13 protein-coding genes are annotated in these 22,969 nt (G+C 54.7%); 4 read left to right on the top strand and 9 right to left on the bottom strand.

Annotated elements, in window-relative coordinates; translation table 11 throughout:
- Positions 1-1,178: 1,178 nt before the first annotated feature.
- From HG15A2_RS04380 to HG15A2_RS04410, 7 genes are all read right to left on the bottom strand, one after another.
- On the bottom strand, positions 1,179-1,460 hold the full coding sequence (locus HG15A2_RS04380; protein WP_145058216.1) for a hypothetical protein: 282 nt from the start codon (positions 1,458-1,460) through the stop codon (positions 1,179-1,181).
- A gap of 359 nt (positions 1,461-1,819) precedes the next feature.
- Positions 1,820-4,891, bottom strand: a complete 3,072-nt coding sequence (locus HG15A2_RS04385; protein WP_145058218.1) for a PEP-CTERM sorting domain-containing protein — start codon at positions 4,889-4,891, stop codon at positions 1,820-1,822.
- 1 nt (position 4,892) lies between these two features.
- The gene (locus HG15A2_RS04390) at positions 4,893-6,338 is read right to left on the bottom strand and encodes a choice-of-anchor R domain-containing protein (protein ID WP_145058220.1); all 1,446 of its coding nucleotides are present in this window, start codon (positions 6,336-6,338) and stop codon (positions 4,893-4,895) included.
- Positions 6,339-6,406: 68 nt separating this feature from the next.
- On the bottom strand, positions 6,407-9,676 hold the full coding sequence (locus HG15A2_RS04395; RefSeq protein ID WP_145058222.1) for a putative Ig domain-containing protein: 3,270 nt from the start codon (positions 9,674-9,676) through the stop codon (positions 6,407-6,409).
- 180 nt (positions 9,677-9,856) lie between these two features.
- Positions 9,857-10,756, bottom strand: a complete 900-nt coding sequence (locus HG15A2_RS04400) for a hypothetical protein (protein ID WP_145058224.1) — start codon at positions 10,754-10,756, stop codon at positions 9,857-9,859.
- The gene (locus tag HG15A2_RS04405) at positions 10,753-11,028 is read right to left on the bottom strand and encodes a PEP-CTERM sorting domain-containing protein (RefSeq protein ID WP_218932318.1); all 276 of its coding nucleotides are present in this window, start codon (positions 11,026-11,028) and stop codon (positions 10,753-10,755) included. The genes HG15A2_RS04400 and HG15A2_RS04405 overlap by 4 nt, the downstream gene beginning before the upstream one ends.
- A 48-nt stretch (positions 11,029-11,076) precedes the next feature.
- Positions 11,077-11,694 (bottom strand): hypothetical protein, encoded by a 618-nt coding sequence (locus HG15A2_RS04410; protein ID WP_145058229.1) that lies wholly within the window; start codon positions 11,692-11,694, stop codon positions 11,077-11,079.
- A 1,009-nt stretch (positions 11,695-12,703) separates the two neighbouring features.
- Between HG15A2_RS04410 and HG15A2_RS04415 the strand changes: the two genes are divergently transcribed.
- From HG15A2_RS04415 to HG15A2_RS04430, 4 genes are all read left to right on the top strand, one after another.
- Positions 12,704-13,342 carry an RNA polymerase sigma factor gene (locus HG15A2_RS04415; protein WP_145058231.1) on the top strand — a complete coding sequence of 213 codons (639 nt, stop codon included), beginning with the start codon at positions 12,704-12,706 and terminating at the stop codon, positions 13,340-13,342.
- Positions 13,343-13,346: 4 nt separating this feature from the next.
- Positions 13,347-16,541 carry a serine/threonine-protein kinase gene (locus HG15A2_RS04420; protein WP_145058233.1) on the top strand — a complete coding sequence of 1,065 codons (3,195 nt, stop codon included), beginning with the start codon at positions 13,347-13,349 and terminating at the stop codon, positions 16,539-16,541.
- A gap of 128 nt (positions 16,542-16,669) precedes the next feature.
- The gene (locus HG15A2_RS04425) at positions 16,670-19,882 is read left to right on the top strand and encodes an Ig-like domain-containing protein (protein WP_145058235.1); all 3,213 of its coding nucleotides are present in this window, start codon (positions 16,670-16,672) and stop codon (positions 19,880-19,882) included.
- Positions 19,883-19,895: 13 nt separating this feature from the next.
- Entirely contained in the window at positions 19,896-20,990 is a 1,095-nt protein-coding gene (locus HG15A2_RS04430; RefSeq protein WP_145058237.1) for a DUF1559 domain-containing protein, read from the top strand.
- A 625-nt stretch (positions 20,991-21,615) separates the two neighbouring features.
- Here HG15A2_RS04430 and HG15A2_RS04435 read toward each other — a convergent pair.
- Both HG15A2_RS04435 and HG15A2_RS04440 read right to left on the bottom strand, forming a co-directional pair.
- Positions 21,616-21,825 carry a hypothetical protein gene (locus tag HG15A2_RS04435; protein ID WP_145058239.1) on the bottom strand — a complete coding sequence of 70 codons (210 nt, stop codon included), beginning with the start codon at positions 21,823-21,825 and terminating at the stop codon, positions 21,616-21,618.
- Between the two features lie 136 nt (positions 21,826-21,961).
- Positions 21,962-22,861, bottom strand: coding sequence for a rhomboid family intramembrane serine protease (locus tag HG15A2_RS04440; protein WP_145058241.1), 900 nt, complete (start codon positions 22,859-22,861; stop codon positions 21,962-21,964).
- Positions 22,862-22,969: the final 108 nt, after the last annotated feature.

Here is a 22,969-nt window from a genome sequence, read left to right on the forward strand (position 1 = left end):
CCGTGCAAAACTCCCATCACCGTGCAAAACTCAGCACCGAGCAAAAACACAGAGCAAAAACACAGAGCAAAAAGTCACCGCTACCGCGTGCGATAGTCGCCCCTTGCGAAGCGGAACTTGACGAACGACTCAGTTTCACTTCGCTTGCTACAGTCGCATGCCGACCAGCAAAGACTATTTTATAGGTTCTTGCAGTCGAGTTCAGCAACGATTCTTGGCCACTCGATCTGGCGCAAATGAGACGGACCGCTGGCCAGGAGAGGTGCGCGGTGAGGGGATGCGCAGGAAGACGCAAGTAGCGATGGAGGGATTCGAACCGCCCGACACGCGGATTATGATTCCGCTTGTTGACCCTATAAACCCCGGGGAAAGTGATGGTTTTCAGAATTGCGCAGCGCCAGGCGCAGCGCGCATTCTAGCAGATGGACCTCATGATCCCGACCTTGAGAGCGTGATCCGAGTGTGGGCGGACTTACCTGATGCAATTAGGGCGGGCATTACGGCGATGGTGCGAGCCTCTGAAGCTTGAGCGTCCTAGTAGCTGTTGGGCGGACTCGGCGTACCTCCCACACTCGAGGAATTCTACACCCTTCTAAGGGGCTAAGGTGCGTCGCGTTTCACTCCGTTCCTGAACGAGTTTGTCAAGTAACAAGTGCTTCCCTTGGGCTAGCTGCGTACGGAAAACTACGAAACCGCGTCAAACGACAATTCTCGTGCAGGTCAATAGTTGGCAATATCCTCAGCACGGGTGGCAATCGAGGGCGTTTTGCCAACTTGCCTTTTTACGCTTGGGTGGACGTCACCCACGCGTCGAATGGATTGGGCTTGGGCACTGAGGTGTAGTTTACCTCAGCGAGATTGTGGAGTTATGAACTGAAAGCGGGTTGTCCAACCTCGTGTACAGAGCCGCTATTCAAACTGAAGGAGGTCGCATTCCACACACCAGGATCTCTCACTCAGGTTGGAACACGAAACGGGGGTGATGCAGTTCATCAGGCGTGCTGTTTGCGACGCGCAACCACCAGGCTAAGCAACACGACAGCTGTTGTGCCCGAGGTGGACGACTCCGGCACGTTATAGGCTGTAGTGACCTGACTTCCGGTGAATTGTCGCTGCCACGCGATAAAGTCGGCTCCATCAGAATCGCCATCGAGGTCTGCGACTGCTCCAGGCCCAAACTACAACTCCCAAAGTGATAGATCGACCTGATCCACGTCGCCATCGGTGTCGAAGTCTGCGCCGGAGGGTAAGGCAATCGCCAATGTAAAGTCGGCGGCGCCGTAGATGGCTCCCCCTTCGAGCCTGCCTTCCTCATTAAGTTCCAACGTGCCCACGAAGACGACTGAGTTGAAGCCATCTGGATCTACACAGCCGATGAACTCATGTCCGAACGAAGGATGATCGCCTGGATACATGGCACCATATCCCGGCTGATAGTATCCAGGTTCGTTTGCGGTCATGCGGTCTTCGAATAAGACTCCTACCGACTGTTCATCAGGATTTGTATTGAACCAACCCCATCTACGCCGTAGAGTGGAAATTCAGACGATACACGCATGGTGGTGGGATAGCCGGCTCCGGCATGATCCTCGAAGTCTCCCCATTGGCTAGATCGGGCCCAGTTGCTGTTGGTAGTCACGCCAAACGCCCGAGACGTAAAAGTCCCGAATACGTCCTTGGCGGCTGTCTGCCACCTCACCTCCTAGCTAACTACCTCTGGTGATGAATTGAACACCGGGTAGTTCGTCCGCACAAGGTCCCAATCGCTCGATTCAAATCCCTCGCTAATCGTATCGTACTAAAGTTCAGCGAGACGATCTTAATACTCCGTTTCAGTCTTGTACCTTTCCACCGCAGCAAAGCAATAGGTGGCTCCAAACAGAGCGACCAGTAACCCACAGGGTGCCAACAGCTTGGGGACTTGCCGGTGTTCGCGAAACGTAGTGCCATAGGTCAGCGCTAAGAGAAGCAGAAGAAGCGTACTTGGCTCCGGAATGGCTAGCGCGACCGATGTTGAAGGAGACGGTGCGAATTCTCGCTGCCATGCAAGAAAGTCGTTGCCATCGCTATCCCCATCCAGGTCTGCGTCTGCGTTTGCATTCATCCCGAACGACTCTTCCCATAACGATAGGTCATCGCCGTCGACATCTCCGTCATCGTCAAAGTCAGCTGTATATGAACTAACGACATTGAGAAAAAGCGATTGACCACCCGGGCTGAGCTGCCAATCAAGTCCTGTGGGGAGCGGCGGTAGATTGACCTCATCGAACATACCACCGAAGCCACCGGTCGCGCTGAGAAAGCCGAAGGTGTCGCCCAATTGAGGAGCGAAAACACCGCTGCCCAAGTCGAGCAGTGACACGTCGAGTGCACCGCCAAGCATAGCGATCCCGTCAATCGAAAGTTGATCATATTGCGGACTCAGCGAGTCGGAGTTGTCTATGCCACCAAGCTCAATACTCAATGTGCCCTCGATAAGCTGAGTATAGTCGCCCAGCACGTTAAGGACACCTGCCGAGAGACCTGGCTCCACGTGACCGCCTTCGTTCTCAATGTTAGCGTTGATCTGACCAGTTCCGGTCAACGCAACTGTCGTATCACCGGTCTCATTCGGATCATTTGGGTTGATGAGCTGTGCTCCGTGCAACCGCAAGCTGGTGGCATTGATCGTCCCGCCATCGAGAGTCAACAGACCATGATGGACGTCAATGTTGTTCATAACATCGAGCAATCCGCCGTCGGCGATGGTCATTTCAGCATTGGAACCGAATGTGAACGTGGTCGTCGAGGTTTTCCCGAAGGACACTGAGTTTGTCGAAATTGCAGAACCGTCGCCAGAGATGTTGACCTTGCCAATCGAGATCTTGCGGCTCGCCAGCCCGAGTTGCGAGGAGGAAACGGTGCCACCCTCCGTGACATTGAGTACACCTTCGGCGACAAAGAGGCCTGCGCCGGAGTAGATTTGCGGATCGTTGTTGAAGCCAACCCAGATCGCAGACGGTGTGGTCCAAGTTGAACCGACACCCGAGATATTAGCCACGCCACGGAGTTGGTCGCGCAGACCATGGCGACCGATCATCGCTTGGCCTGTTTGGATATTGGCCCCATCCAGGACGTTCAGCTCACCGTCGCCTTCATGCCCAATAAACGTATTGCCAGAAAACTGCGAACCGGAACTCCAGGAGGAGCCCGGTCCCGTAACCGTAAGAATCCCTTTTCCTTTACGAGTCTTGCCGATGAACGTTTCTTCCGCCACCACGCTGGCACCGTTTTGAATGGTCAATGTCCCAGTCAGCAGCGGCGGCGGGGGAAACGACGCAAAGCTGCCAATCTGATCTCCAACGCCGACGTTGAGCGTGCCGCGCGAGGAACCGCCGATATTGATCGTCCAGCTGGTGTCTGGCCCGTCGAGCAGAACATCGGCATCCGCGCTCACAGCAATCGTGCCGCCCGAACCGGACAATCTCGCGCTATCGGTGACATTCATAGATGCCGGCCCATCCTGTGCGATTGTGAGAGTACCACTAAGTAGGGTTCCTGCTCCCGAGACATTGATCGTTCCCATTCCCGTCGGTTCGTTCACCAAACCGTTGCCTGCTTTCGCGCCGGCGACTACGGTGCTGGCCGTAACAAAGGCTCCGTCGGAAACATTGAGCGTTCCAGTTCCGCCCAAGCCTACGGCGATGGGACTAAACGATGCAGTGTCCCAACGTGCACCCGCGCCCGAGACATTGACCGTTCCCGTACCGTCGAGTTGCCCGACGATACCGCCGTAGGCGATACCAGAACCACCGCTCGTGACCTTCCCACCAGCATTGATGTCCAGAGTACCGTTGCCACCCGACCCGACTCTCATCGTGCCGGTCAAGCTAACCGTTGCCCCGTCGTTGACAGTCAGGAGGCCTGTGGAATTGGTCGAGTGTGCTACGACGGCGTTGACGCCAGCGATTGTGCCGTTGGAGAGGGTTAACTCGCCGACGTCGCCTGGCCGCTCAGCGACGATGAGCGATTCGCGTGTGATGTTCGCTTGGAGTACGTTGAATTGAAACCCACCAAGGTCAAACGCAACTTTGTCGTTGGCTACGACAGTCTGACTGACTGCTCCGCCCTGCGAAAAGTTTACCGTGTAGGGAGTTGCGCTGCCGAGGTGAAACAGTGCATTGTCCGTAGGTAAAGGGGTAGCATCACCATTCCAGTTGCTGCCAGTCGCATAGGTGCCGCCGGTTGTGCTGTTCCAGCGGGTTCCTGGCTCGCGTCGTGAGGGAGCCGTCGCAAAGCCGAACGTAAAATCGTCGAGATAAAATGTTTTAGACGGATCGATGGGATCACCTGAGCCGGGCTCCGGAGGGTCGACAGGTTCTGTTTCAAATTGCAGGCTGCCGATCCCCGCCGTATCGATGACACCCCAGAAGACATAATTGGATGTTGGAACCCCAAAACCATCGAATTCTCCTGGCGAACCATTGAGGAATGCCGAAACATCGTTTTGCCCGCCAGAACCCGCGTTGCCAGAACGGAACCAACCTCCAAATCCGAAGAGGGGCTCGTTTGCCGTCGCCAAAAATCCATCAAACGGCGAGCCCGGAGGCGTCGACTCCAGCGCCCATTGGCCCGATCGATCGTCGCCATGGTTAAGCGTCACTCCACCACCCAGACCGGTCCAGGTAATACCCTGATTCGTGACGTTGGGTGCGGAGTCGGTTTCCAGAAGCCCCCAGAAGTTATTGCTTTCAAAGCCATCGGCTGCGGACACGTACCCCATAGTGGCCAAGTCGGCCAAGTAGGCGGCTTCGTCGTTGTAGACAGTTTGGGCAGCATGTGCCGGCTGCACGGATTTGAAGATAGCAACCAGTCCGAAAACTAGAATCAAGTATCGTTTCCGTTTCAACATCTTATTGTTCCTGACAGCTTGGCAGTCGCGACTGGCACCGACGTCGGGCTGGTCGACCACTCTGCATCGATAGGACTGCGGCGCAAAAAAGTCCGAGGCTTGCTGGCTCGGGGACAGCAACTCCGCCCACGACTGCCGACCCTGTGAACTGCCGCTGCCAGACTATAAAGTCCTTTCCGTCAGAATCGCCATCGGAGTCGGCATCTCCGCCATTGTCGATGCCAAATGCTGTAGCCCACACGGACAGATCTGTAGCATCCACATAGCCATCGCCATTGAAGTCGGCTCCTGCAGCGAGCGATACATTGCCGCCAAGACTAATCTGCGAAAGCACAAAGTCGGCATCATCAATCGAGGTATTCAGACCATGAATTGCCAAGACATTTTCACTGCCCGCTTGGAGCAAGTCTGGAAAATCATTGGTAAGATCGATGACGTATCGTTCTAGTATATGGCCCGGTGCTCCATTGGTAGACTCATGATCCGCGCCCAAACCGTCAAATGGCTCGGGTAGTCCAACCGTGCCAAACGACGAGCGAGCGACTTCGACAGCGTTGACATAGGCGATGAATGCATCGTCATAGTCAAGCTCCAGAACCAACTCGCTAATCTCGAACGGATTTACGACCGAAAAGTTGCGACGTAGGTAGAGAGTCGTATATGCATTCTGATTCACACCGTCGTCTCGCATGTCGCTCAGCTCCGTGCCCACGCTGCTGAGCAATCCAGCCTGGGTCGCAAGGTCGGTGTCATAGCCGAATCCCCCATTCCCAAAATTCCAGGTCGAATCACTGAATGTCTGGCCGGACCATTCAAGGCCAGTCGAAGGTTCGGCAAGCCCTTTAAAATAGCGCCAAGCTTCCCCTGCGTTGATGAGCGGAATGTCCGGTGGGTCCGCAGGTCCAACGGGAGTTCCATCAACCACAAATGCAGCCCGAGAAAATGGATCCGTGTTGTAAGAGAACCAGCTAACGCCATCATCTTCGCTAACCGATTGCGTTCCGAAAACAGTAGGAGTGGTATCGAGCCACATTTGTACGTTGGCGCCACCCGTATCCACCGCCAGCCAGTAAGTACTGCCGACATCTAGCTGCACATTGCCCGAAAAGGGGGCGGTTACCACACCATCGATAAAGCTAGCCATGCCAACGGATTCCAAGACCGCTCCGGGTACGCCACCGCTATCCGCATAGACGCTCACGCCGATTTCTGCAGTACCGGCACTATTTGCGATTGCTAAATCAACGCCATCAAGCAACACGCTCGTACTTGGCGAGAACTGCTCGGCGATAATCTGCGGAAATGGAGAACTTGGTCCTTCAATGATCGAACCATTGAGCGAATCGTAGGCGCCACCAGGCCCAAAAGTCGAGAATGTGACCGCTGCATAAGATGTAGCAGACCAGGCATGGGTTAAGCAAGCAACGATTAACAATCGAAAATTCATGAGCACTCTCTGCGGTACTGCTCCGACATCGGAGTCATCTCCATCGTTTCTGAACAAGCTAGCCACTCTTAGCTGTAAGGAGTGAGCAACGAAGTTGGACCCCACAGACCAGACTCAGAGACGGGTGTGACCGTGACGCCTCGATGCCATACCGCTCCAGTTGGTGACAAGAATACTGTCGCACTGAGGTCGGTTGCGGGGACGATGATCGTCCGCGTTCGTCTGCGACTGCTCCATTTCCAATGCTGCGTAATTCGATAGTGGGCAATCGGCTCAACATTGTCTGTCGGGGCTGTCCAAGTGACGGTCGCCTGATTGGTTCCCACTGCACGCACTGCTGAAATGTTCGTGACAGGGCCAGTGAAGAGCACATTGATGCCAACAACAACATCCCGTGGCCCAACACTGTTGGTGGCCCGGAACGTGACTGTCTGCTGACCGACCTGTGCGGCAGTCGGTGTCCAGGTGGCCAAGCCTGTGGCAGTATTGAACGTCAGATTGGCCGGACCGCTGACAAGTTCCAGAGTGCTTGGGTCGGGATTACTATCGGTGAGCTGAATTACTATCGGCTGATTCGCAACAATGGGCCCACCGTTAGGATTCTGCACAGTCCGACTGACAATTGGCAATGCTGGAGTCGAACGAAATTCGACCTGCTCTGAGCTAAAAAGTCCTTTCTCTCCATCCGCGTTGTACGCATTGACGTACACCTTGTAGGTTCGACCAATGGTCAAGCCAGTAAGATCGATGCTGGTCGCGGTGCCCGGCGAATCGAAGTTGATTCGCTCAGTCCGCCACGCACGGCCTCGTCGATAACGAGTAGTAAGCTGGATTGAGTAACCGGCCACATCTTCCGCACCCAGACCCGTCGGAGCAGTCCATGTGAGAGTTGGATTCAACTGATCCACCAGTCCCGTCACGGCGATGTCCGAGACGCTCCCGGTAAAGTAGGTCAGGAACTCAATGGTCCTCTCAGTACTGCCCGCACTATTAGTGGCACGTACTGTTAAAGTCGTTGGCCCAGCGTCAGCTACTGTCGGAGTCCACGAGATCAATCCTGAATTCGGATCAATGGTCATTTCCGAGGGTGCCGTGAAAAGTTCAAAAGTTGAAGGGGTGTTGCTTGAATCGATGACTTGGATTTCCAGCAATTCACCGGGCAGACCCAATCTTGCACCACCACCATTGGGATTGAATTGATACGATACGACGGGCAAGTCGGCTGCGACATTTATCGGTATTGAAATCTGCGAACTACCTACCGAGTTGGTAGCTTCGATGACTACTGTCGTCATGCCAACATCACCAGCAGTTGGAGTCCACGCGACTAAGCCAGTTGTCGGGTCAACGTTTAGAGTCGCCGGTCCTGAAATCTTGGCGTACGTCGGAGCAGGATTCGCGGCAGCAGTCAGACGGACTTCCAGCGGGAAGTTCGCGGTTGCCTGCACTTCTCCATTGATGGCTCCGTCTTGATAATAACGGATCGTCGGAGCGCTTTGTGTTGTGGCAATTACTTGATTAGAGTTAGTCGAGTGATTTCCCTCGGCATCAACCGCACGAACGACGAGCTTGAAGGAAGTCAGTTCTTCGAGGCCAGTTAGAGTCGTCGAGGTAGACGCAATATCGGTCTGAATGACACTGTAGCAAGTGTTTCTACCGCGCCATCCACACCGTCGGCCTTTGAGAATCTCATAGTGGTCGACGCCGAAATTGTCGGTAGCGGGAGCCCAGCTTAGATCGACGGTTGTTGTACCAGTCCCATCAACTGTCAGTAGAGTTGGGGCCGTTGGCGGAGTCGTGTCGCCGAGAACATCAATCACAAATGATTGATCGGTGCTGTCAGCACGGTTCGTCGCGGTGACGGTTACCGGGTGAACACCTTTTTGCCCAGGTAACGGTTGCCAGGAAATGAATCCTGTTGCCGAATCGATCGTCATACCTGCCGGGGCAGCGCTCAGCATAAATGTTGGGTCGGGATAGGCCGTAGCATTCGCATCGTAACTGTAGAACGAATCAATCGAGCCATTCGCGTTTGGATTCGATGTGAAGACCGGTTTCGTGCCAGTAAGAACGTTGACCGTGAAGCTTTGATCGACACTCCCAGCCTGACTCGTCGCTGTGGTGGTAACAGGATTGTCCCCAAGCTGACTTGGGCCGGGTATCCAAGAGATCAGTCCGGTGACCTCATCGATCGTCATTCCTGCGGGTGCGGTGCTTAGCGTAAATGTTGGTGCCGGATTGCCGGTAGCGCCCACGTTATAGCTATAGGCGGCATCTTGGAGGCCATTCTCGTTGGGATTCGAAGTGATCACCGGTGCCGAGTCGGGGATGTCGAGGCGCTGGCTTCGATAGACTGAAGCGACTGTAGTTCCCGCGAAATCCTTGCCGCCTACCACAATGATCTTGCCGAGATCATCAACGGTTGCGGTGTGTGAATGTAAAGCTGCTGGTAAGTCGGTTGTGGTGTCCCAAGTATCAGATGCAGGGTCATAGGTCTGCACAGTAGCGACGGTCCCCGCAGCTGACTGACCGCCGATGACGTAGATTGTTCCATCACCGGCATATACTGCCGCGCTATCTTGTGTCGCTATTGGCATGGGGGCCACGGAATCCCACGTGCCTGTCGCTACCGTATAACGGAACGAGGAATTCTCAATGTTACCCGCTTGAGTCGTGGACGAACCGCCAAACACGTAGAGATGCCCAGCATCGTCGCTCACAGCTGCGGTACTGTGGCGGGCACTCGGCAAACTGGCAATCGAGGTCCAAAGGTCTTCTGATGCGTCGTAGCGTTCTGCGGAACTGAGGACTTGATTGGCTTCTTTGTCGAGCCCACCAATAGCATAAGCGCGTGCCAGGTCATCCGCGACAAATCCGAATTCGGATCTCTCGACACTCAACTTGTCCCCGTCTTGGCTATCTCCGAAATAATAGTCGTAATGCAGAACTTCATCGGAAGCCTCGTTGCCGTCGACGCCGCCGTACACGAAGACGCCCGATCCTGGGGTACGGACCGCTCCGTGACCGACTCTTTCAAGCTCCAAGTCGTGGCCTGACGTCCAAAACGCAGCTCCACTGGCGAGCTTAGGTACGTTCCGTGGATCGCCCGAGGTTTCGCCGCCCAGAACAACGACCGCGTTGTCCGGGCCAAGCAGCGCGACCGCTTCGCTGCGGGGAGCGGGTAGCTGCGGCCCTGAGTTCCAAGCCACGGTGGAGAGCAACTCTCGTTTTTCCAACGTCTCATATAACGGTCTGCGACCAAACTGGCCTAATCTACGCTTGGTCGGTATGATCCGCCTTCGCTTATTACGCTTTTTGGGTAGCAATGAACTGAACATGAGAAGTCTTTGCTCTCTCTGAGATAAATTGTTGGTTCATATCCGCTAGGATGCTCGCAAGTGCTCGATACCGCACCGATGTGGGCAGGAAGCCTAGAGCTGTGACTCTATTTCCCTACTACACTGTGTAAAGCTGAATCTTGGCAGCAGACCCGCCAAGATTCAGCCAAAAACTGGCAACTACTTCCGCGGGCGGTACAGGAGGCCACCCGCGATCGCTGACGCGACAAGCATTACCGACGCAGGCTCCGGCACTTGAGTGGCAGCTACTCCGATACCGCCGGTTCCGTACAATTCTCCCCAGATTTTGAGATCGTCATCGTCGACTTCCAAATCGTGGTCTGCGTCTCCGTCGCTTAGTCTGGCCCCTTCAGAGATGCCAAAACCTCGCTGTAGTGCAAGAAAGTCGCCCCCATCGATGTCACCGTCGGAGTCGAAATCCGCATCGGGAAGCGTGCTTAGAGCAGGCAATTGCAAGTTTGCCTGATAACCACTGAAAAGATTCAATGGATGGCCTGGTTCGTTCGAACCTGCTCCGAACTGAATGGGGCTTCCGTTGACCTCGCTGTATTGATCGAGGTCAAACTCGATGTCAAAAATAAGTGCGAGTGTTTCACCGACTCCAACAGTTGGAGCCGTGAAAGGGTCAACATCGAGACTAAAACCGAAGGGAGTTGCCCCAGCGTTAAAGTTTGCCAGGCTGGCAACCTCGCTTTCTACAATGCCATCACGGACAAAACCAGCGAAAGGTATTAAGTCGATGTTCTCTTCGTCCGTCCGCAGACCCACGACCGCGCCGAGCACCTCAAATGAGGATGGGGCGAGAGAGGATGAGGAGCCAAGATTCAGAGAACATTGGCACTGGGCGGTCGAAGCCGGCGCGTGGACTTCTACTTCCAATTCAATCTTGTAGCGAACTTTGTTCGTATCGAAATCGTAATCTTCGTACTCGATTTCAAGCTCATATTCGTTGGATGGTCCCGGGTCGGGAAGCGGCATCGTGCAGGCTCTAGAACTTGCCATTGGACAAGCGACTGACAGTATCAACAAGCTGGCTAACAACTTGATCTGCGAATTCATGTTTCTCTCTCCTTCGATTGTCTGCGGTACGAACTTGCAGCGAAGCCCAGTGCTCCCCCAAAAAGCAAGCTTCCCGTCGCGGGCTCGGGTACGAACGTGAATGCTGGCGTCGCCGCTGTGCCCGTGTACTGGCGCTGCCAGATTAAAAAATCTTCACCGTCAGAATCGCCGTCGGAGTCGGCGTCTGCCCCAACGCCGCCTCCAAACGACGATTCCCAGACGGTTAAATCGGCGCTATCAACATCACCGTCGTGGTTGAAGTCAGCCGGCACATCGACAAACTCGTAGCCCGACAGCTGAAAGTTATCAAACCGACTTGGCTACAATTCCCCCAACGGTTGCACGTACAGTCCAATGGCTTGGACCGATGCCAATTGCGAATTGCTGAGAAACGCAGGTGTGTCGAAAAGACGCAACCTTTGCCCAGGAACGCCGCCATTGGCTTTGATGATTCGGCGAAAGTTGGTTCCCGTGCTGATCGGATCCGTTTCGCCGTGAAGAACGCCAGGCGTGATCGAAGAAGCGATTGCATCATCCACAGTCCACCGGAAGCCGTCGTCGAGAATGACTGCAAAATGGAAAACCGGGCGGCTACCGAATTGACTATTTCCCATCTGAAAGTCGACGTCGAATCTCGCGTCATTGAGATCGATTGCAGTGCCATGCCCCAGTGCAGCAGAGTTAATAAGCAAATAGTCTCCAGCGTCCTGCCCCCAGAAGTTTTCAGGTCGTGTTGTCTCGCTCTCCTCCCTGAGAATGTCGTGCTCGTAAAAGAAGTAGCTGGACGTAAACTGCGATATTGCATCGTTGCTGGCAGTAATCTTTGTCACATTGCGATTATCGTCGTTGGCGAACGCGGTACTGACTTCGGGAATAGCGTTGGTGTCGTGAATTAGGTCCCAGCCTGGCTCGCTGATGGCAGCAGGGTCTTGTGTCACGTCGAACTCTTCAAGAAACACTTGTTCTGCACCAGCTGGGGACAATGCTATACAAAACCAACAAATAGTTAATGCTTGCGGATGCAACTTCAAACCGTGTGCCATGTTCATTACTAAATCCCCGCTGGGGTAAGCGAGACTTGATCCCCAGCGCTTGGTCAGCGGAACCGATGGCCATTGCCTGGTGCCCATGGATTGCCGCACTCCTAGTTAGCTAAAACGTCCGGCGACTCAATGATCTGAAGCCGCCGCATGTTTTGAGCAGAACGCTTACCCTCCGAGCGGGCGGTCGACGTAGTTTTGCCTCTTCCTCTATTCCGACCCCATCAAACAGCTTCAAGTAGCCGCATCTCGTTGTGCGAGCCCGGAATACGTGGCTCCGTAAGGAGAAGGCGAGAACCGACCCGCCACCCGCCAACAAATCTCGAGTTTTCTCGGGGCTTTCGTTCTCCTCCGATTTAGAACAAGTCACGCAAATAGCGACCCGATACGAATCGCTTCATTGGACTGAAACTCAAGACAGCCACCCATAATCGACATTGCGCTCATCGCCAACACCCCCCAAAGCGTTACTCTGGCAGCCGTTTCCAACTTGGACGCATTTCCCACGTTGGCGGAAAAGTGCTCCCAAGAGAGCTGAACTCAACAGGGTGAGAGACTTCCTAAACTTGAGCTGCTGTGGCGATCGGCAGCGACAGGCGAAGTACGACAAGGATAAAACAAATAGATCGCGTGTGAAATTACCCTTGGTTCCGGTCATTTCGACTGTCCTTCTTGTTTTGGCTATAATGCACTTATGGGAGAAGCCAAAGGCTCCCAGCCCTTTTTTTGGCACTATGCGACCTGCATTGGCTATGGCGACTTCATATCTCCTTGGGACTTTGCCTGCTGTCTCAGTTGCCACAATACATCCAGAGCCTCCATATTCGATACACACTCCAGCTTTCCCACGGATTCTGTGGCGGTTAGCATGGAGTAAATAGGCTTTACAAGGTGGCATATACCACGAATGTCGGACAAGCACCCAGAAACGCAATTGAATTCCGAAGCCGTCGAGCAGGCTCTCCCTGAGTCGGTTTCTACGGATCGTTCATTGCTGCGTCGATTTCAAGCGGGAGAAGAGGACGCCGCCACTTCGCTGTACGTGAAGTATGCCAAACGACTTGAGGCGCTGGCCCGTAAGCAGACGAACGACCAGTTTGCGGCGCGCTTTGATCCAGAAGATGTTGTGCAGTCGGTCTTCCGCACCTTTTTTCGGCGGGCCGTTAAGTCTGGCTATCAAGTACCTGCAGGTGAGGAACTTTGGCAGCTGCTGCTAGTGTTAGCACTCAATAAAATTCGGACGCTTGCAACCTTTCATCATGCTCAGAAACGGGATGTGTCGCGGACCTGCGCCTCACCCAACAATAAACTGTGGGACTTGGAGGCAAAAAGTGGAGAGGAATTGGCATTCAGAACCATGCAGCTGGTCGTTCAAGACTTAGTGTCCAGCCTTCCAGCGCCACAAGATCGGATTGTGGAGATGCGGATCGAAGGTCATGAAGTCAAGGAAATCGCGAGATCAGTGAAACGATCTCTACGCACCGTAGAACGGACCTTACAACACTTCCGGAAAGAGTTGTCCAAATCGATTGACGCCGAGTCATAACGTGATGAAAGCAAAAACGACATCCGAGGCCAAAGGTGATTCTCCTGTCGCCGACTCGTGCCAACTTCATGAATACGTGGAAGCTTTCGAACGATCGCGCGCGGATGACCCGCAGACCGACTTCAGGGATTTCTTGCCTCATGCCGAAAGTCCCGAATTCGTAGGAGTGGCTACGGAACTTGTACGGGTCGACATGGAGTACTCTTGGTCCGGGACGTCTGAGCCCCTGCAAACCGGGAGGAGGCTTGCCCACTACCAGCATCTCTTACCGAAACTCTTCTCCAACCAGTCCGCGCTGAGTGACGTCGCCTTCGAAGAATACCGCCTGCGAGTGCACACAGGGGACGACGTCTCTCCGGCCTTCTACCAACGTGAATTCGGCGTCGAAACCGAACAATGGCCCCAAGTCGAGAGGCGGAACTCTGAATCGACCTCCGTTAACGGCCAAATGGCTGCCTCTGAGTCAACATGGCAAGATGCTCTCACCTTAGCGACCAACGTCCAAAACTTCCCGGAAGTCGGACAAGATTTTCTGGGCTTCAAGCTGCAAGGAGAGCTGGGCCAAGGGGCCTTCGCCCGCGTCTTTATGGCGACCCAAAGTGAATTGGCTGATCGACCCGTCGTGCTCAAAATTGCTGCGGGCAAATCCCTGGAACCAGAGCATCTGGCGAGGCTTCAACACACGAACATTGTGCCAATCTATTCTGTGCACCGGCAGGATCACTTCACCGCGGCGTGCATGCCGCTGTTAGGCACACGAACCTTAGCCGACCTCATCTTGGCCGTTCAGAACGGTGATCCGCGCTCCATAGGCGAACAGAATCTGATCAGCACATTTTTGAACCGTCGAGACGATACGGTTGTCTCCCAGTCGCAATTCGACTCTGACCAATCCATCGAAACCAATGCCTCACAAGTTGTCGTTGTCGAGGCGGTAGCCAAGGCCAGTTATGTCAATGCGGTCATCTGGATCGTGCAACAATTGGCGCAAGGTTTGGCTCACGCCCACGGTCGCGGAATTGTGCATCGCGACCTCAAACCAGCCAACATATTACTGACCGACGAGGGAGTGCCCTTGGTTCTCGACTTCAATCTCTCCGAAGATGTCGTCGTCCACGGGCCCGGGATTCTATCTGTGGGAGGGACGCTTCCCTACATGTCACCCGAACAACTGGTGGCGGTCCATCGTGGCGGCCGCCTCGGTCCTCAGACAGACGTCTACTCGCTGGGAGTGATCCTTTTTGAACTGCTCTGCGGTAGCCGGCCGTTTCCTGATCGACGCGGCGCGTTCGACGATATTACCGAAAATGCGAGGCAGGATCGCATCGCTGGATGCACGCCAGTGCATGAGCTCAATGCGGCGGTACCGCATTCAATCTCTGCGGTCGTCTCACACTGTTTGGCCACAAGTCCCAGTGATCGTTATCAGTCGATGACGGAGTTGGCTGATGACTTGCGTCGTCACCTCGAAGATCGACCGCTCCGCTACGCGCCAAATCGCTCACTCGCCGAAAGATTTCGCAAGTGGACGAGACGACATCCCCGTCTCAGCTCGGGAACCAGTGTCGCGATACTCTTCGGAGTAGCATTGCTGGTTCTCGCATCACTGCTTATTGCCCGTGGACGTCAGGCTGCACAAATTGAAGCCGAAGTGGAGTTCCAGAAGTTTTCTGAGTCCATGCCGTCGCTTTACATGGCGGTTGGCGTGCCGCACAGTGAAACCGAACTCCTGGCCAACGGGATTTCGCAAGCCCGCGCTGAGCTAAACCGATATGGGGTTTTTACGGATCAAAACTGGAAGCACCACCAGCGTTACACAGCACTACCGCCTTTACTGCAGGATCAGCTTGATCAACGGGTTGGCAATTCGCTCTATCTATTGGCCAATGCGAGCATAAAACTAGCAGAACGGCGCACTGATAATGCCGAGAGCCTAAAATTAATTGAACAGGGTCAGCGGTTTAATCAGCTCGCCCTCAAGACGCTCAAACCGGCAGAACCAGCGGCACTGCTGGATCAGCAAGCCAGCTTGATCAAACTTGCTGGTTCCGATGACGAGGGAATCGCTGTACGCGAGAATTTCGCTGCGGCTGGTTCAAGTGAACCGCTCAATCCGTTTGTCGAAGTCGTGCGTCTTCACGAAGCGGGCGACTACCACGGTGCTATTCCGCTCTTAACAGCGCTCCGAGACGCCAATCCTCACGATCCTGCGCCTTGGCTGTTTCTGGGAAATTCCAAGGTCGCGCAAAGAGATCTCCATGATGCTGAAGGACATTACACAACTGCGATTGCTATCCAGCCGGATTCCTACCTCGGCTATTTCTACCGTGGTCTTTGCCGACTCGATCTCCAAGAGTATCAAGAGGCAGATGGCGATTTCAGTCAAGTAATCGACATGAAGCCAACGTTGGCGTGTGGTTATCTCAATCGTGCCTTGGCCCTGCGCGGTCTCAACCGACACGCGGACGCAGTGAGCGATCTCACCAAGGCGCTCGAACTTGGAGCAACGCAGACGCGAATCTATTTTCTGCGTTCTCAGTTGCGTGCTCGCATGGGAGACCACTCGGGGGCAAAGGAAGATCGCGAACTAGGACTATCGGCGACGCCTAGTGATGAACTGAGTTGGGTGGCACGCGGTGTTGCGCTGTTGGAAAGCGATCCTAAGGCTGCCCTGGCTGATTTTCAACGCGCTCTACAACTCAATCCCCTCTCGGTAAGTGCGCTGCGCAACTGCGTCCATGTCCTGGCGGATAAGTTGGATCGCCCCGACGAGGCCATGGCTTCTCTCGATCAGTTACTGCTGCAGAATCATAGAGATCCTGATGCCTTGGCAGGTAGAGCCGTGCTGTTCGCTCGTCAAGGCGATCGCGAGCAGGCCATCGCGGATGTACAAGCATTGCTGAAACTTTCCAAGGAGCCAAAAGCTCTGTTTCAAGCAGCCTGTGCACTCTCGATCACATCTACTACTGAAGAAAAGGACGCCTACAAAGCGCTCACTCTGCTGTCTCGCGCGGTGACTGCAAATCCCACCTGGTCGTATCGCGCTCAAACGGACCCTGACCTAGTAAATCTGCGCAAGACAGAGGAGTTCAAGGCGCTCATCGAGAGCATCAAGGAGTTCACCAGGCTCAACTTCGAGCTACACCAGCGTAGTCGCGAAGCACCGTCGAGCACCTTGAAAACGGAGCCAGGAAAGTGAGAAAACCGCTAAGAAACCACTCAGGTTATGATTTCACTCAAAAGGTGGCTACAATAGCCTGTGGTTCAGTCGTGCACATAAAAGTCGCACCGAGGGCTGGGCTGCGCATTGCTCGGGAAGGTTGAGAATTGGTTCAGACGCAACGCGAATCGCTTAAACGAACTGTCAGACGACAACATCCACACCAGACGCAGCGGGGATTGCGGATCGAGGCGCTTGAGCCTCGCCTATTGCTGGACGGGGATGGGTTCCTCAACGGGACCGACGTCCACCTTACCCTGAGCTTCGCGTCCGATGGCACCGACGTGGCTGGCCAGCCGAGTGCCCTGGCAGCAACATTTGATTCTATAGCGCCCTCTGCCGACTGGCAGGACGCTATCCTTCGTGCCTTCCAGACGTGGGCAATCGAAACGAACGCCGACGTCGGCGTTGTGTCCGAAAACGGCGATCCGTTTGGCGCCCCTGGACTGACTCAACGTGACGATCGCTTCGGTGACATCCGCATCGGGGCCATCGCGATGTCTCCAGAAGTTGGCGCGGTATCAGTTCCCGTGGACGGTGTCGTCGCAGGGACTTGGTTCGCCGACGTTGTTTTCAACACCGAGTTTGCGTATCAGTCGCTCGACGATATTTTTGCCGTGGCGTTGCATGAGGCTGGCAATGTATTTGGGCTGGAAGACAATACGGACCCCAACTCCCCCCTCTTCATTGGTGGAGCTCCGACCGGTTTGCCCCCCACCACTGCAGATCTTGCTGCACTACAGAGTCTGCATGGATCACGAGTCCCTGATCAAAATGAATTGCCGGATGATGATGGAGGCGGAGGTCCATTTGATAACGATTCCTTCGCTAACGCAACTCAACTCAAACTGCTTGAAGCGACTGAGAATGACGAAGGCTCCGCGCCCTCATTTACCTACGGCGATATTACCACCCACACCGACCTCGACATCTACAAAGTTAAGACGTCGGGTGACTATACTGGCTCGGTGACGTTTCAAATTCGATCGGTAGGGATCAGCCTACTGAGACCCGAAGTCACGATCTACAATGCAGCGGAGCAAGTTGTAGATCAACTCGATTCGACAAGTTCGGTGGGTGACTTCTTGACCTATCAATTGCCCGGCGTTGCAGCGGACTCGACCTACTATGTGGAAGTTTCCAGCGACGAAGCAGGGCTCAATGGAATTGGTGGTTACTCCCTTGTAGTAATTTTCGACGGCATCAATCAAATCGATCAGCAGAGTATTGATGAAGTGGTCGGAGGTCAATTTCGCTTCTTAGAGTCAGATGACTTTGAGCACTTTTTTGATGCCAACGGAGACGATCACTTTGCCGTCGATCTGAATTCAAACGATTTGCTGGCATCGGCAACGGGACTGAAAACGGCCCCTGGGTTCATTGAAGCGACCCGCTATCAATTTGTCGGCAGCATTAACAATACGATCGATGCGGACTTCTACACCATTAAGTCTCCCGTTTTTGATCCTCTGCCAGCCGATGTGATGACCGTTTCGGTCAAGTCACTCGATGCGGGCGGACTCATTCCGACGGTTACCGTTTATGGCAGCAATGAATTGCCCATCAGCGCTCGAATATTGGCCAATGGTGGTGGAGACTACATCGTTCAGGTCGATGGCGTTTCCGCGGACGACGAGTACAGCATCGAAGTTGCAGCGTCAGACCCGGCTGGCCCCTTTAGCACGGGCAATTACGATCTGGTTGTGACGTTCGGCGATGTCGCCACCCAGCTCACCTCAATGTCCTCGGGCAGCGTTGGCAACGGCACCACGCAGAATACGCATACCTTGCATATCGGACAACCACAGCTTTTTCACTTCGCGCTGCAGGTGGATTCCGCAACGGTGCCTGTGCCGACGGTGGTGGTGGCCACGATTCTCAATGCAGCCAATGAGCCTGTTTACCAGATAGCTTCACGACCGGGTGACACGCGGAGCAAAGACGCCGTGCTTCTACAAGCAGGTTCCTATACTGTCGAAGTCGTCCCTTGGACACTCGATGGCAGTACGCCGCCTGAATTGTCCTACGCCCTACTCGGCGCGTCGATCTCTGATCCTTTCGTTGGCGATCCCGACGACCCGAACGCGCATCCTTTTGCCTGTGAGGAACCGGGCATGGAAGGGCTCTTCTGCTACCCTGGCGGCTTTATCTCGCCTGATCCATTTTTGTGGGACACGTTTATCGACTCGCTTACCACCCCAGTCGATGGGATTGATTTGGGAACCTTGGTCTCCAATATGATCGGCGATTGGTGGTCCTGGGTGTGGAACTCTATGGGAGTCAACGGTCCCCCGCTAGCTCTCTCGGATACGACGCAGGTTCCGGTTAGTAGTGCATTCGCTGCTCTCTCCACATTCATAAGACCAACCGACAGTTTGCTGGACAATGACCTCGATCCCGAGGGTGGTGCAGTCGTCGCAATCAAGAAGTCCGATCCGCAGCACGGAACGGTAGTGCTCAATCCGAATGGCACGTTTGTGTATACGCCAGACCCAGGATTTGTGGGCCGCGATACTTTTACCTATGCGGCTTTTGACTTTACTCAGGAATCTGAGGTGGCAACCGTTGCGGTCGTTGTAGGCGAAAGCGGTGATTTCGACGCCGATGGCGATGTTGATGGCGGAGATTTTCTGGCATGGCAACGGGGGCATGGCCAACAGGGGGGGGCGCTGCTGCCCAACGGCGACAGTAACTTTGACGGCAATGTCAACGTCGCCGATCTTGGTGTTTGGGAACAACAATTCGCGACGACCACCACCCCCGTTCCATCCGGCGGAGATGCTGACGCAGATGGAGATTTTGATGGAGCTGATTTTCTGGCGTGGCAACGGGGTTACGGAATACCCTCAGGGGCATCTGCAGCTGACGGCGATGCCGATGCCAATGGAGCCGTCGACGAGAATGACTTAGCCCAATGGGAAACCAATTTCGGAACAGGTGGCGCTCTTGTCAGCCAGCTCCTGGCCGCTAGCGTGGCGGACACAGCAGGGCCGGTCGAACTGCAAGCACAAGCCGAATTGCCACACCATGCATTCGTTTCACTTTCCTTGTTTACCTCGGATGGGAACTCAACTCGCCTGCCGTTTTACCAGCAGGCTCACTTAACGAACTTCAGCGTTGAAAATCCACCCGTTGAGGATCCCTTTTCGGCACCACTGGAGAATCTGCTCGCTGAGTCAAGCAATCAAAACGTCAAAGGCCTGCGAAGGATCGAGTTAGCCAGTCGCGACCGAGCCTTCGAGGAATTCGGTGAGCACGTGAAATGGGAATCGTTCCATCGATTGGAAATTCGTGAGGTCATTGGCGGCCAGAATCGATGAACAGGCAAAATCGATGACATCGTATGCGAGAACTCGCCACCAAGCCCCGCACGGCTTTACGCTGATCGAACTTTTGGTTGTGATCGCCATCATCGGTGGCTTAGTTGCACTCTTATTTCCCGCGGTACAGTCAGCACGCGAAGCAGCCCGTCGCGTCCAATGTGCCAATAATCTCAAGCAACTAGGGCTGGCGATACTAAACTACGAAAGCGGCCGCGCAGAATTACCGCCCTGCGGATCAGCGAGCACAGTCAAGATTCCGCAAAATGATGCTGTCGACGTCTACAACCCTTATGGGGGCAAACAACTTAGCTGGATTGTTCACGTGCTTCCCTACACGGAGCAAAGCAATCTCTACGATAGTTTCGATTTGACCCGTTCGCTCGCCTACCAAGACGGAGATCCCCAGGCAGCCGGTATCGCTGCGCTACGATGTCCCAGCGATCAAGCCAGCGGTCGCATGTATCGCATGCTGATTCCTGGCGTGGGCCTGAAGTATGAACTAGCCGCCAAGGGAAACTACGCCGCGTATGTCAGTCCCTTTCATGTCGATTTACAATACCTGTACCCGGGTGCGTTAGTTGGACAACCACAGAAAACTGCCAGCATTGAGGATGGAATGTCAGCAACGTTGGCACTGAGCGAGGTACGCACCCTCGATCACCAATCGGATGAACGCGGTGTCTGGGCATTGCCCTGGAATGGGGCGAGTCTCTTGGCGTTCGACATGCACCCCAAGGAGTGGCCCGAAGACCACGACGGATCGGGAGTCGGCGATCAATACATCACCCAGAACCGTGCGCCTTACACTGTCAATTTGGGTAGTATCGGCGAAGCCCAGCCGCCCAACAATCGGGGCGAGAATGTTGACACGCTCAAGAGCTGCCATGACGGGACGGAGCTACACCAGTTCGCAAATGAACAGGGCCTTCCCTGCACCTACAGTCGCGTACCAGGACTACACGGTTACATGTCCGCCGCCCCGCGAAGCCTACATCCCGGCGGAGTCAACGCCACCTTTCTCGATGGACACGTTACGTTCTTGGTTGACGACATCGATGAAGTCGCAATGGCGTATATGATAAGTGCGATTGACGGCCAGAATTAGGAATCTGTGTGGAAGCTGTTTTGACCGCACCTATTCCGAAGCCAGCTACCAATATCCACAGCATCTCGCCTTAAGCTGCAAGAATTGCCTGTTCAAATGCAGAACGACTACTGCTAAATGGCGATAGGAATATTATTCTAACTACTTATGGAAAGGAAATTCCTAGCGTGCATCAGTGCCAACAGCATGCCCTAAACGCACCGAAACAGTTTGAAAATCGAGTGCGTCAGACAATCCTATTCATGTCTGCCTGGTATTGCATAGCTTCGCCAGTTGGCATGCGAGTTACTGACGAGCGGCCACGGAAAGGCCCGTTATGAACTCGAATCTTCACTTGGTCGCCAGACCGATGCGAGTTCCGTGATTTGCTTCCGGACGTCGTTTGGATCAACCGCTCGGCCGTGGAATATCTCCTTCGCCGCAGCGGGGTGTCATGCGGACAGTCACCTCTGCGAGTTTGCTTTGGACGCAACTCGCTCGTGTTTGTCCACCCGCTGTCAATTCAAGGAGTCCCATTCTGAACGAAGTCTGATACACGTCTGCTAGTTGGCAAATTGTGTTCGGACTTCAAAGCCAGCGGGATTGAGCGTCTCGCTTCGCGCTGCGACTTATCGCACATGCGATGTCAGTAAGCAGCGCGGTCCCAGCTGCCAGGCACCAGTTCCATTTCGGTTCCTGCCGAGAAACCTGACGGCGAGATGCTCAAGAAAATGCTGTTGTAGTTAAACGTTATGTCAGCCGTGGGCGACAGCTGGTTGCACACCACGACGCCTTCGTAGTTTGATTGGTGCGAGATCGTCAGCAGCCCCGACACATAGACCAATCCCTTGATCATACATACCGTGTTTACGCTGGCGCACTCTGTCCCACGCTGTGCTTCGTCAATTCGCCAGATGTGGAAAGCCTGGGCTTTCGACTCGCTTTGGCTGGCTTAAGACAGGCGACTTTAGCTACGTTGTCCGAAACTGCTTCTAGCCGGCAGCGATCAAGCCCACGATCCATGCGCAACAGACACTAGCTATCGCCGCGAAACCTGCCAATTGCTGAACTCTGCTGTGGACCAGCCACGAGGTGGGTAGACTACATCCCACCCAGCCGGTTAGCAGACCAGCAACGAAACCGGCCAGGTGTGCGACAACATCCGTGCGGTCGCCTCCGAGGCCGGTGTACGCCAGCAACACAATTCCACCGATCATCGGGCTCCAACGTCTTAGAAGTTTTTCTTGGACCGCTTTTCGAGGACGTAGCGCGTGGGCGACGAGCAGGCCGAGGGCGGCGAAAACGGCGGTCGAAGCGCCGATCGACGCGTGGTCTGGCGCCCGCACCATCGCATTAATCAAGTTTCCCAGTGCCCCCGCGACAACGATCGCCAACCACGCGACGCCCCCACCTAGGACTTGTCCCGCCAGAATACCTAAGAAAGCTCCAAAGACTAGATTCGCGACGAGGTGCACTCCATCTACATGGAGCGTCAGCGCTGTCACCGTCCTCCACCACTCGCCTGCCATGACCCTTCCGGCCTGCATCCTGCCCGCCAGCAGCCACTGCAGGCCTAATGTCGACTGGGCCGTGAGAATGGCGATCGAGATTAAGACTCCCGTGTAAGCGACAACACCTGCCTTTGCTCCCTCGAAGACGGGGACAGTTGCGTCGCCGTGGTGCGACGGTTCTATGTTCTCCTGCCGATAGGCGTTCAGCTCGGCCGTGGCGGTTGTGAGATCGTCGTGCCGCACGATGAGCAACCACCAACCATCTTGATGATGCGATTTGGCGGGAACCCCCGCTGCATCGAGGACCAACCGCGACTCGCGGTCTTCGTCTCGCGATCTGGTCCTGAGGACAATTTCATAACCCGGCGGCGACTGGTACATTGCCCTATCCTTGACGCTACACCCCAAATTGGCAATCCATCGATCCTCTAAGGAGTGTGGCTCACGGCAGATCTGGTTCTACAAGGGAGTCTCGCGCCATGAAGTCTG

Source organism: Adhaeretor mobilis, from assembly GCF_007741515.1.
Lineage (GTDB): Bacteria > Planctomycetota > Planctomycetia > Pirellulales > Lacipirellulaceae > Adhaeretor > Adhaeretor mobilis.